7 protein-coding genes are annotated in these 12,344 nt (G+C 62.7%); all 7 read left to right on the top strand.

Annotated features, from left to right (window positions below; genetic code table 11):
• The first annotated feature begins 30 nt into the window (after window positions 1–30).
• The 7 genes from RGV33_RS23890 (at window position 31) to RGV33_RS23860 (ending at window position 12,322) form a co-directional block, all read left to right on the top strand.
• On the top strand, window positions 31–741 hold the full coding sequence (locus RGV33_RS23890; protein ID WP_322146522.1) for a porin: 711 nt from the start codon (window positions 31–33) through the stop codon (window positions 739–741).
• A gap of 16 nt (window positions 742–757) precedes the next feature.
• Window positions 758–2,035 carry a histidine-type phosphatase gene (locus RGV33_RS23885; protein WP_322146520.1) on the top strand — a complete coding sequence of 426 codons (1,278 nt, stop codon included), beginning with the start codon at window positions 758–760 and terminating at the stop codon, window positions 2,033–2,035.
• 70 nt (window positions 2,036–2,105) lie between these two features.
• Window positions 2,106–3,395, top strand: coding sequence for a histidine-type phosphatase (locus tag RGV33_RS23880; protein ID WP_322146518.1), 1,290 nt, complete (start codon window positions 2,106–2,108; stop codon window positions 3,393–3,395).
• Window positions 3,396–3,569: 174 nt separating this feature from the next.
• The gene (locus RGV33_RS23875; RefSeq protein ID WP_322146516.1) at window positions 3,570–4,697 is read left to right on the top strand and encodes an efflux RND transporter periplasmic adaptor subunit; all 1,128 of its coding nucleotides are present in this window, start codon (window positions 3,570–3,572) and stop codon (window positions 4,695–4,697) included.
• Between the two features lie 13 nt (window positions 4,698–4,710).
• On the top strand, window positions 4,711–7,773 hold the full coding sequence (locus RGV33_RS23870; RefSeq protein WP_322146514.1) for an efflux RND transporter permease subunit: 3,063 nt from the start codon (window positions 4,711–4,713) through the stop codon (window positions 7,771–7,773).
• A 5-nt stretch (window positions 7,774–7,778) separates the two neighbouring features.
• Entirely contained in the window at window positions 7,779–10,904 is a 3,126-nt protein-coding gene (locus RGV33_RS23865) for an efflux RND transporter permease subunit (RefSeq protein WP_416152135.1), read from the top strand.
• Complete coding sequence (locus tag RGV33_RS23860; protein ID WP_322146509.1) at window positions 10,901–12,322, top strand: efflux transporter outer membrane subunit; 1,422 nt, start codon at window positions 10,901–10,903, stop codon at window positions 12,320–12,322. Before RGV33_RS23865 ends, RGV33_RS23860 begins: the two co-directional genes overlap by 4 nt.
• Window positions 12,323–12,344 lie beyond the last annotated feature (22 nt).

Genomic DNA, 12,344 nt, shown 5'->3' with positions numbered 1-12,344 from the left:
ATAAAAATAACAGGTGCGAAGATGAAAAAAATGAGCGTTAACCCTAACAAGAAAGCCATCAGGCGGATCTCGTTGATCGGTGTGATGGTAGCCTCTACCACCGTCCAGGCCCTGGAACTTGATTACCAACATCAGTATTCGGAAGTCGATCGCGAGCATAAAGACAAAGTCATGCTCACCCAGGCACTCGACAATGGGCTGGCGTTCTCGTTCGAGTCGGTGATGAACACCGCGCCCGACAAGGACGGCCAGCCCGGCAAGGCGTTTTCGCGCCTGACCAAGGACGAACTCAAGGCCAAGGTCAAGTACAGCCACAAGCTGGGGCCGCACTGGAAGGTCAAGCCCAAGTTCACGTATGCCGTGGCCAAGGACAAAAAGTCCTATAAACCCTCGTTGAAAGTTTCTTACGCCCTCACTGAAAAGTTCTCCATTACGCCGGGCTATTACTACAAGCTCACTAACTACGACGCGTCGGGCAAGGAGGATAAAAAAGATAATGTGATTGAGTTGGGTGCCAAATACAAATTTGGGCCGTTGTCGGTAGGTGTCGGCCGCAAACAAATTTACAGCGACCAAGTCGTGTTTGACGGCACCAAGACTAACTACAGCAATAAGGTGTTGTTTGAGTACAAGGTCAACAAACAATTTACGCCGTACCTGGAAGTCGCCGACGTGTACGTCGACAAGAACACCGACCAGCGCCAGGCGCGTTATCGCCTGGGTTTCAAATATGAATTCTGATCAAGGGAGACTGCGCATGACCGTATTCAAACGAACGGGCCTGGCCATCGTCTTGCTCACGCTGTGTGCGGGCCTTCAGGCCGCCGAAAACAGCCACTATGTGCTGGAAAAAGCCGTGCAGGTCAGCCGCCATGGCGTGCGCTCGCCCACCGACACCGACAAGCTGGTGCAGGCCACGGGCCGCGACTGGACGCCGTGGCTGGTGCAGGACGGCGAACTGACCGGCCATGGCTACCTGGCGGCCAGCCAGATGGGCGCCTGGCAGGCGGCCCATTACCGCACTGCGGGACTGCTGGCTAACGGCTGCCCGCCACCTGGGAGTGTGGTCGCCGTCGCCAGCCCCAAGCAGCGCACCCGCGCCACCGCCGCCGCGCTGCTGGACGGCATGTTCCCCGGTTGTGGCGAAAAGGCCCGGGCGCGGACCAAGCCTGACCCGTTGTTCCAGACTGATGAAATGCCCTTCGCCAAACTCGACCCGGTCATTGCCAAGGCGCAGATACTTGAAGCCCTCGGCGGCACTCTTCAAGCGGCCCAGGAGCGCTTGCGACCGGACCTGGAACGCCTGAAAGACGCTGTGTGCGAAACCGGCAAAGCCTGCCCGTTCTTCGATACGCCTTGGGCACTGAAGGAAGGCGATGGCGGGCGCTTCAAGATCAAAGGCCTGGACAAGGCCTCGTCCATGGCCGAGACCATTCGCCTGCAATACAGCGAAGGCATGCCCCTGGCCGACGTGGCCTTTGGTCACGCCAAGGATGCAGCACAAGTCTCGGCACTGGGGCGCTTGCACAGGGCCAAATACGACTTCATCAATGACACGGCCTACATTGCCAGCCGTGGGGGTTCGCAGTTGATGAACCAGATTGTGCTGGCCCTGGAGCAGGGCACGGTGCTGGAAAAAAATGACCCACTGGGCAACCCGCCGCCCGCGCGCCTGTTGATGCTGGTGGCCCACGACACGAATATCTCGCACCTGCGCACCATGCTCGGCTTTACCTGGCAGCTTGGCGAGTACCAACCGGGCAATATCCCGCCCACCGGCACACTGGCGTTTGAACGGTACCGCGACAGCCAGACCGGTGAGCGTTTTGTCCGCACGCGGTTCATTACCCAGGGCATGGACCAGATCCGCGCGCTGCAGCCCTTGGACGCAGCGCACCCGCCGTTGCAGGTGGACTTCGATCAGCCTGGCTGCCAACACACCGCTGTCGGCACCCTGTGCCCGATCGCGCAATTCGTCGAACGCACGGGCCATGCAATTGACCGCTCGGCGCTGACGGCTTACCGCTACCCTTGACCCTGCGCGGCCATTCCCGTTTGCCATGAGCGGGAATGGCTCGTACGTTCACCCGAAACAGGATGCTTGTATGTTGTCTTTTCTCACACGCGTCATCCCTTTGTTATTGCTGGGCGTGGTCTCGGTGCATTCGGTGCAGGCCGCGCCCGCCGACGGTTTTGTGCTGGACAAGGTGGTGCAGGTCAGCCGCCATGGCGTGCGACCGCCCACCGACAGTGCGAAACTGGCCAAGGTCACCGGCCGCGAGTTGCCGAAGTGGTCGGTGCCAGACGGACACCTGACCGGCCATGGCTACGCGGCGGCGGTGGAAATGGGTCGCTACCGTGGCCAGGTGCTGCGCGCTGCGGGCTTGTTGCCCAACGGCTGCCCGGCCCCTGGCGAAGTATTTGTGCGCGCCAGCCCCTTGCAACGGACCCAGGCCACCGCCACGGCGTTGCTCGACGGCCTGTTCCCCGGATGCGGCTTGCAACCGAGCGTGGTGCAGGGCGACAAGGACGCGTTGTTCCAGGCCGATAAAATGCCGTTTGCCCGCCTCGATCCCCAGCGCGCCGAAGACAGTGTGCTCGCGCGCATGGGCGGCAGTGTTGCTGGCGCCCAGGCCCGCTACCGCGGCGCCGAACAGCAGTTGCGCAACGTCATTTGCGCTGAGGCCACAGCGTGCCAATACCGCGACCAACCCTGGCAATTGGTCGAAGATGAAGAGGGTCGTGTGGCAATCAAAGGCTTGAGTCTTGAAGCCAATCTTGGGGAAACCTTCCGCCTGGAATACAGCGAAGGCCTGCCCTTGGACCAGGTTGCGTTCGGCCAAGGCGTCACGCCAGCGCAGGTGGCGCAATTGACCACGTTGACCAAGGCCAAGTACGACTTCATCAACGACAGCCTCTACATCGCCAGCCGTGGCGGCTCGCAGTTGATGAATCAGATTTCCCTGGCCCTCAAACAGGGCACTCCCCAGGCCGTCAATGATGCCTTGGGTAACCCGCCGGACGCGCGGTTTACCCTACTGGTCGCCCACGACACCAACATCTCCTACCTGCGTACGATGCTGGGTTTTCGCTGGGCCCTGGGCGACTACCTCGAAGGCAACATTCCGCCGGTAGGCAGCCTGCAATTCGAACGCTACAAGCAGCTTAAGACCGGGCGCTATTTCCTGCGGGTGGCGTTCGAGGCGCAATCCCTGGACCAGATCCGCCAGTTGGCACCACTGGCCACGGCGCAGCCGCCCTTGCATGCAGACCTTGCCAGCGGCGAAGGCTGTGTTCGCACCCAGGCAGGTTTGCTGTGCCCGATGGACGTAGCGCTCAAACGCCTGGAACAGCACATTGACCGTACGGCGCTGACGGCCTACAGCTATCGTTGATGATCGGTACGCGGCCCCCGTGCCTCGGGGGCTGCGGCTGACTATGTCTGTCTTGATGCTGAACGTATTCACGGTCGTACAGGCACACGTCGAACGCGCTGCTAGAGTTCAGGGCAGCGATCAGCCAAAGGGTGCGATCGCTCCATCCTGATTTCGGCGTTCGAGAGAAAAACCGTGGAGAAAAGCAGACGACGTACGTTCGCCTGGGCAGTTGGCACGTTGTTACTGGTAGCGTTGTTGATTGCCTTGGGTTTGCACTTCTTCGCGGGTGGGCATAAAGGCAGGCCGCCCGCCACCGGCGAACCGGTCGCCGTGGTGCCGGTGGTGTTGCAGGACGTGCCGGTGTACATCGATGCCCTCGGCACCGTCACCCCGACGCGCAGCGTGACCGTGGTCAGCCAGGTCGATGGGATCCTCAGCAGCGTGGAGTTCAAGGAAGGCCAGCACGTCACTAAGGGCCAGGTGATCGCGCGGATCGATGACCGTGCTCTCAAGGCCCAACTGGCGGTGGCCAAGGGCACCCTGGCCCACGACCAGGCCGTGTTGAGCAATGCCCAGCGCGATTTGGCGCGCTATCGCGAACTGGTCAAGGCCGGCTCCACCAGCCAGCAAACTGTCGACACCCAGGCCTCTTTGGTCCAGCAACAACTGGGCACTGTGGCCGCCGACCAGGGCAATGTGCAGAACCTTGAAGTGCAACTCAGCTACTGCACCATCACCTCGCCGGTCGACGGTGTGGTGGGCCTGCGCCTGGTAGACCCGGGCAACTACGTCACCACCACCAGTACCACCGGCATCGTGGTGATTACCCAGATGAACCCGGCCACGGTGGTGTTCGCCGTGCCCGAGGACGACCTGGGCGCTATCAACCAGGCCCTGGGCCGTGGCGCCGTGACGGTATTGGCCTACGACCGCAATAAAAAGGCCTTGCTGGCCACTGGCAGCCTGTTGGCCCTGGATAACCAGGTAGACACCACCACCGGCACGATCAAGGTCAAGGCGCAGTTCGATGATTCGGGCAATGCGCTTTTTCCCAATCAGTTCGTCAATACGCGCCTGAAAGCCGACACCTTGACTCAGGTTGCCGTGGTGCCCACCCGGGCGATCCAGCATGGCAGCAAGGGAGATTTCGTGTTCGTGGTGAATGGCGACAAGGCCAGCCTGCGCACTATCAAAACCGGCCCGTCCATGGGCGATGTCTCGGCAGTACTCGAAAACGCGGTCAAACCGGGCGAGCAGGTGATCACCGAAGGCGCCGACAAACTGGATGACGGATCGGCTGTGAAGGTCGTCGCCCAGTGAGGAGCTGCCGAGCATGAACATTTCGCGGCCCTTTATCGAACGCCCTGTGGCCACCACCTTGATGATGGTCGCGGTGCTGTTGCTCGGCCTGTTGGGGTATCACCTGCTGTCGGTGTCGGCATTACCGGAGGTGGATTACCCGACCATCCAGGTGTTCACCCAGTACCCCGGCGCCAGCCCGGACGTGGTCAGTTCTTCCATTACCGCGCCGCTGGAGCGCCAGCTCGGCGAGATGCCGGGCCTTAAATCGATGAACTCCACCAGCTCCGACGGCGCCTCGGTGGTGACCCTGCAATTTGACCTGTCGTTGTCCCTGGACGTGGCGGAGCAGGAAGTGCAGGCCGCGATCAACGCCGCGGGTACCTTCTTGCCGGCCAACCTGCCGTACCCGCCGGTGTACAGCAAGGTCAACCCGGCGGATGCGCCGGTGCTGACCCTGTCCCTGACCTCCGATGTATTGCCGCTGACCAAGGTCGAAGACCTGGCCGACACACGCCTGGCGCAGAAGATCTCGCAGATCACTGGCGTCGGCCTGGTGACCATCAGCGGCGGCCAGCGCCCGGCGGTGCGGGTCGAGGCGAACACCTCGGCGCTCAACAGCCTGGGCCTGTCCATCGATGACCTGCGCACCTCCCTCGGCACGGCCAACGTCAACCAGGCCAAGGGCAACATCGACGGCAAGTTCCAGGCATATTCGATTGGCGCCAACGACCAGCTGCAATCGGCCGAGGAATACCGCGACCTGGTGATCGCCTATAAAAATGGCGCCCCCATTCGCCTGTCGCAGATCGCCAGCTCCACCCAGGGCCCGGAGAACCCGCGCCAGGCCGCGTGGACCAACAGCACGCCGTCGATTGTGCTGAATATCCAGCGCCAGCCCGGCGCCAACGTGATCCAAGTGGTTGACCGTGTGCAGCAATTGCTGCCCAAGCTGCGGGCGAGTTTGCCGGGCACCTTGAAGGTCGATGTGCTCACCGACCGCACCCAAACCATCCGCGCCTCGGTCACTGATGTGCAGTACGAACTGGCCATGGCCATCGCGCTGGTGGTGATCGTGATTTTCGCGTTCCTGCGCAACGTGCCCGCCACGATCATTCCCGCCGTCACCATTCCGCTGACGCTGGTGGGCACCCTGGCGGTGGCCTATGCGTTGGGCTTCTCGCTGAACAACCTGACGCTGATGGCGCTGACCATCGCCATCGGGTTTGTGGTGGATGACGCGATCGTGATGATCGAAAACATCACGCGTTATATCGAGGCCGACGACTCACCGCTGGAGGCGGCGCTCAAGGGCTCGGAGCAGATCGGGTTCACGATTATTTCGCTGTCGATTGCGCTGATTGCAGTGATGATCCCGCTGCTGTTCATGGGCGATGTGGTCGGCCGGCTGTTCCGCGAATTCGCCATGACCGTGGCCGTGACCATCGTTATTTCAGCCTTCATTTCGCTGACTCTCACGCCAATGATGTGCGCGCGGATGCTCAAGAATAAGCACGAGGCGCGCCGTGCGGATTTCTTCGACCGCATCAATACCCACTACGTGCGTGGCCTGGATTGGGTGTTGGCACACCGCACGCTGACGCTGATCTCGATAGCACTGACCGCTGCGCTGACCCTGTTGATTCTGGTGATCATGCCCAAGGGCTTTTTCCCCGAGCAGGACACCGGCCTGATCCAGGGCATTTCCCAGGCGGCGCCGACGGTTTCGTTCCAGCAGATGCAGACCGAACAGCAACGCCTCGCCGCCCGGATCCTCAAGGACCCGGCGGTGCAAAGCCTGTCGTCTTTCGTGGGTATCGACCAGACCAACCCGACCATCAACCAGGGCAACCTGCTGATCAACCTCAAGCCGCGCGGCGAGCGCGACAGCGCCAGCGACGTGATCCGCCGGCTCTCCGATGCCAATGCCGACGACGCTGGCATCCGCCTGTACCTGCACTCGGTGCAGGACTTGACGCTCGACGCCACGGTGTCCACCACCAGCTACCGCCTGGGCCTGCAAGCCACCGACCCGGACGAGTTGGAAACCTGGACCACCAAGCTGCTGGCGGCGATCAAGCAAGACCCAATGTTCACCGATGTGCAAAGCCAGGCGATGCAGTTCGGCAACCAGATCCAGCTGACCTTTGACCGTGCTACCGCCTCGCGACTGGGCATCACGCCCCAGGCGATCGACGATGTGCTGTACGACGCGTTTGGCCAGCGCCAGGTTTCGACTATCTACACCCAGCTCAACCAGTATCACGTGGTGATCGCCACCGACCACCCGCCGCGCAATTTGCCGGACTTGCTCACGGGTTTGTACGTGGATATTCCGGGCGGCGGTGTCGCGCCGCTGTCGAGCATGGCGACCATGCAGGTGGTGCGTGCGCCCGTGACCATCAACCGTTTGGGCCAGTTTCCCTATGCCGACGTGTCCTTCAACCTCGCCCCCGGCCAGACCCTTGGCGCGGCCGTGACGCGGCTCAAGGACATTGAGGCCAAGGTCGGCTTGCCGCTGTCGGTGCAGGCTAACCTGGAAGGCGCGGCGGCAACGTTCGAGCAGTCGTTGTCGAACCAGGTGTTCCTGGTGGTGGCGGCGATTGTGGTGGTGTACCTGATGCTGGGGATTTTGTACGAGAGCTTCGTGCACCCGGTGACGATCCTTTCGACGCTGCTGTCGGCGGCGCTCGGGGCCTTGTTGGCGCTGCTGGTGACCGGCACGCAGTTCGACATTATCGGCTTGATCGGCATTGTGCTGCTGATCGGCATCGTGATGAAAAACGGGATCATGATGGTCGACTTTGCCCTGGAGCTATTACGCGAGGGCGGCCTGAGCCCGACGGCTGCGATCCGCCAGGCGGCGGAGTTGCGGTTCCGCCCGATCCTGATGACCAGTATGGCGTCGCTGTTCGGTGCGGTGCCGCTGGCGCTGGGGACCGGGATTGGCTCGGAGCTGCGTCACCCGTTGGGCATCGCGATTATCGGTGGGCTGCTGTTGAGCCAGCTGCTGACGCTGTTTTCCACGCCGGTGATCTTCCTCGCCATGCACGGCCTGGGGCAGCGTTTCAGTCGCCAGCCGGCTGAAGCGGTCTGATGGCAATGAACCTCAGCGCGCCGTTCGTTCGCCGCCCGATTGCAACCACGTTGATGGCGGCCGGCCTCGCGCTGTTTGGCGCGCTGGCCTTTATGCTGCTGCCGGTGGCGCCGCTGCCGGAGGTGGACTTCCCGACCATCAGCGTCAGTGCCTCGTTGCCCGGCGCCGATCCCACCACGGTCGCCAGTTCAGTGGCAACGCCCCTGGAGCGCCAGTTCGGGCAGATCGCCGGGGTCACGCAGATGACTTCGTCCAGCAGCCTCGGCTCGGCACGGATCATCCTGCAGTTCGACCTGAACCGCGACATCGACGGCGCCGCCCGCGACGTGCAGGCGGCGATCAATGCGGCGCGCAGCAACCTGCCCAGTGACCTGTCCGGCAACCCGACGTACCGCAAGGTCAACCCGGCGGATTCGCCGATTTTGATCATCAGCCTGACCTCCGACAGCGCCACGCCGGGGCAGATGTATGACGTGGCCTCGACGCTGCTGGAGCAGCGGCTGTTACAAACCACCGGCGTCGGTGACGTGACCGTGGGCGGCGGCGCGCTGCCGGCGGTGCGGGTGGAGTTGAACCCCGACCGACTCAACCAGTACGGCGTCAGCCTGGAGCAGGTGCGCCAGGTGATCAACGCCTCCAACGTCAACTTGCCCAAGGGCAACGTGGCGATTGGCGACCGCAACTACGGCATCGCCGCCAACGACCAGTTGCTCAACGAGGAAGACTACGGGCCGCTGGTAGTCAAGGCGCACAACGGCGACCTGATCCATATTTCCGACCTTGGCTACGTGCGCGAAGACGTGCAGGACCTGCGCAACTTCGGCCTGTCCAACGGCAAGCCGGCGGTGTTGCTGGTGGTGTTCAAGCAGCCGGGCGCCAACGTGATCGAGACGGTGGACGCGGTGAAAGCCTCGCTGCCGTTTCTGCAAAGCTCGATTCCGGCGACGATCAAGCTCAACTTGCTGATGGACCGCACCACCACCATTCGCGCCTCGCTGCATGACGTCGAGATCACGTTGCTGGTGTCGATCCTCTTGGTGACCCTGGTGACGTTCGGCTTCTTCCGCGACTGGCGCAGCACCCTGGTGCCGGCGATTGTGGTGCCACTGTCGTTGCTCGGCACCTTTGGCGCAATGTACTTCCTCGGTTACAGCCTGAATAACCTGTCCCTCATGGCGCTGACCATTTCCACCGGCTTTGTGGTGGACGATGCGATTGTGGTGGTGGAAAACATCATGCGCCACCTGGAGCGCGGCAAGACCCGGGTCGAGGCCGCGCTGGCCGGCGCCCAGGAGGTGGGTTTCACGGTGCTGACCATCAGCGTGTCGCTGGTGGCGGTGTTTATTCCGCTGCTGCTGATGGGCGGGATTGTCGGGCGGCTGTTCCGCGAGTTTTCGGTGTCGTTGTCGGTGGCCATCGTGATCTCGATGCTGATCTCGCTCACCGTCACGCCGATGCTCGCCAGCGTACTGCTGCGCGCACCGAAGGAAGTACACGAAGGCAACGAACACCCGGACTCACGCTTTCACCGTTTCTACGATCGCACCCTCGGTTGGGTCATCGACCACACGGTGCTGATGGGTTTTGTGACGGTGCTGGTGATCGTGCTCGCCGGCGTGTTGTACGTGCTGGTGCCCAAGGGCTTTTTCCCCCAGGAAGACACCGGGCGCTTGCAGGGCAGCATCCTGGCGAACCAGAGCATTTCCTACGGGGCGATGCAAAAGGACTTCACCGAGATCAACCGCAAGGTGATGAAGAACCCGAACATCGAAACCGTGGCCGGGTTTGTCGGCGGTGGCGGAGGGGGTGGCGGGGCGGTCAACAGCGCACAGATGTTTGTGCTGCTCAAGCCGCTGGGCGAGCGCAACGACAACGCCACTGAAATCATCGGCCAGATCCGCCACAGCCTTGGCGACCTGCCGGGCACCAAGCTGTATTTGCAGTCGGCCCAGGACATCACCGTGGGCGGCCGGCAAAGTGGCGCGCAATACCAATACACCCTGACCGCCGATGACCAGGAGTCGCTGGATGAATGGGTGCCCAAGGTGGTGGCGGTGCTGCGTAAATTGCCGCAACTGACCGACCTCAATACCGACCAGCAGGACAACAGCCTGTTGGCCAATGTGCAGATCAATCGCGACACGGCGGCGCGCCTCGGGGTGAGTGTCTCGGCGGTCGACCAGACGCTGTACGACGCCTTTGGCCAGCGCCAGGTCGCGACCCTGTATCGCGCGGCGAACCAGTACCACGTGGTGATGGAAATCGCCCCGGAGTATTGGACCGACCCTTTGGCGCTCAAGGGTATTTATGTGCCGACGGGCACCCAGGCCACCGCCACCAAAGGCACCACGGTGGCGCCCAGCCTGAGCACTTCGCAAACCCTGGTGCCGCTCTCGGCACTGGCGGATAACACGGTGGCGCGCACCGCGATTTCCATCAGCCACCAGGGCACGTTCCCGGCGGTAACTGTCTCATTCAACCTGGCCCCCGGCACGTCCATCGGCCAGGCCACCGCGATGGTCGACGATGCGGTGAAGCAGCTGCGCATGCCCGCCAGTGTGGTCGGCCAGTTTGCCGGCACGGCCCAGGTGTTCCAGTCGTCGGTGGCCAGCGAGCCGTTGCTGATCGTCGCTGCGCTGCTGTGTGTGTATATCGTGCTGGGCATCCTCTACGAAAACCTGACGCACCCGCTGACCATCCTCTCGACCTTGCCCTCGGCGGGCGTCGGCGCGTTGATTGCCTTGCTGCTGACCGGCACCGAGTTGTCGATCATTGCCCTGGTGGGGGTGATTCTGTTGATCGGCATCGTGAAGAAAAACGCGATCATGATGATTGATTTTGCAATCACCGAGCGGCGGGAGTTCGGCCTCACGGCCAAGGAAGCGATTCGCCGGGCGTGCCTGATCCGCTTCCGACCGATCATGATGACTACCCTGGCGGCGATCCTCGGCGCACTGCCGCTGGTGCTCGGCACCGGCTATGGTTCGGAGCTGCGCCGGCCGTTGGGGATTTCGATTATTGGTGGCTTGCTGTTCAGCCAGGTGCTGACGCTGTACACCACCCCGGTGATCTACCTGTGGCTCGACCGGGCGTCACAGCGCCTGGGTCGGCGTAAGGAAGCAAGGTTATGAACGTGAAATACAGCGTACTTTGCATCAGCCTGCTGCTCGGCGGCTGCATGGTCGGGCCCGATTACCAGAAGCCCGCCATGGTGCTGCCGCAGACCTTCAAGGAAGGCGCCCAGTGGCAGCGCGCGGCGGCCAACCCCCAAGGGGCGATGGACAGCCAATGGTGGCTGGCCTATCAGGACCCGGTGCTGAACGACCTGGTGGCGCGCTCGTCCAAGGCCAACCAATCGATCATCGCGGCCGAGGCGGCTTACCGTTTGGCCCAGGCGCAGGTGGCGTCGAGCCGGGCCGGGTTGTGGCCTACCGTCGGCGTAGGGTTGTCGGGTTCACGGGGTTCGGCAGGTAGCGGCAGTAGCACGTCCAACACCGTCACCAATTCTGGCGGTGTGCAAAACAGCGTCAGCGCGACCTTGACCGCCAGTTGGGAGCCGGACCTGTGGGGCCTGGTGCGGCGCGGGATAGAGTCCAGCCAGGCCACGGCCCAGCAATCGGATGCATTGCTGGCTGGGGTGCGGCTGTCCATCAGTTCCAGCGTGGCCAGCAACTACCTCGCCCTGCGGCAGATGGATATCGATGTGCGCCTGCTGCAACAGCAACAGACCATCAACCAGAAGTTGCTCGACATGATCCAGGTGCAGTTCACCCAGGGCGTCGCCACCAACGACCAGTTGCTGGTGGCCCAGGACCAACTGACCACCTCGATTGCCGACCTGCAGACCTCGCTGCGCGACCGTGAGCAATACGAACACGCGCTGGCCGTGCTGGTGGGCGTGGCGCCCAGCGAGTTTGCCGTGGCGGCGCGGGATGACTACACCTTTGTGCTGCCTCGCCCTCCTTTGACCTTGCCCTCGACCCTGTTGCAGCGGCGTCCCGATGTGGTGGCGGCGGAGCGTTCGGCCGCGGCGGCCAACGCCAAAATCGGTGTGGCTGAAGCTGCATTTTTCCCGACCCTGGACCTCACCGCCGAAGCCGGCTATCGCGGCAGCGCCCTGGGCGGGTTGTTCTCGCTGCCCAACCGGATCTGGACCCTGGGCCCGGCGCTGGCGGAAACGCTGTTTGATGGCGGCGCCCGTGAAGCGGCGGTCAAGCAGGCCGAGGCCAGCTATGACCAGATCGCTGCGACCTACAAGGGCACCGTGCTTAGTGCCTTGCAAAACGTCGAAGACAACCTGTCGGCGATCAACCATCTGCAAACCCAGGCCGACGCCTTCCAGCAGGTGTATCAGCGCAACCAGCAACTGTTCGGCAGCCAGGAGGCGCAACTGCGCGCCGGCACCGTCAGCCAGGAGAATGTACTGACCCAGCAACTGGTGTTGCTGCAAGCCGAGCAAAACCTGCGTGATACCCAGGGCCAACTCAGCCAGGGCAGTGTGGCGTTGATCCAGAGCCTTGGCGGCGGGTGGCAAACCCCTCGGCACTGAACGGCTCGCTAACCCGGTGTGC

It is taken from the genome of Pseudomonas sp. Bout1, from assembly GCF_034314165.1.
In the GTDB taxonomy this organism is placed as follows: domain Bacteria; phylum Pseudomonadota; class Gammaproteobacteria; order Pseudomonadales; family Pseudomonadaceae; genus Aquipseudomonas.
This window is presented reverse-complemented; position numbering and strand designations above follow the sequence as displayed.

What these genes read in the sequence shown, in the direction of transcription:
- RGV33_RS23890 (WP_322146522.1), top strand. Translation starts at nt 31, where the DNA reads ATGAGCGTTAACCCTAACAAGAAAGCCATCAGGCGGATCTCGTTGATC.
- RGV33_RS23885 (WP_322146520.1), top strand. Translation starts at nt 758, where the DNA reads ATGACCGTATTCAAACGAACGGGCCTGGCCATCGTCTTGCTCACGCTG.
- RGV33_RS23880 (WP_322146518.1), top strand. Translation starts at nt 2,106, where the DNA reads ATGTTGTCTTTTCTCACACGCGTCATCCCTTTGTTATTGCTGGGCGTG.
- RGV33_RS23870 (WP_322146514.1), top strand. Translation starts at nt 4,711, where the DNA reads ATGAACATTTCGCGGCCCTTTATCGAACGCCCTGTGGCCACCACCTTG.
- RGV33_RS23865 (WP_416152135.1), top strand. Translation starts at nt 7,779, where the DNA reads ATGAACCTCAGCGCGCCGTTCGTTCGCCGCCCGATTGCAACCACGTTG.
- RGV33_RS23860 (WP_322146509.1), top strand. Translation starts at nt 10,901, where the DNA reads ATGAACGTGAAATACAGCGTACTTTGCATCAGCCTGCTGCTCGGCGGC.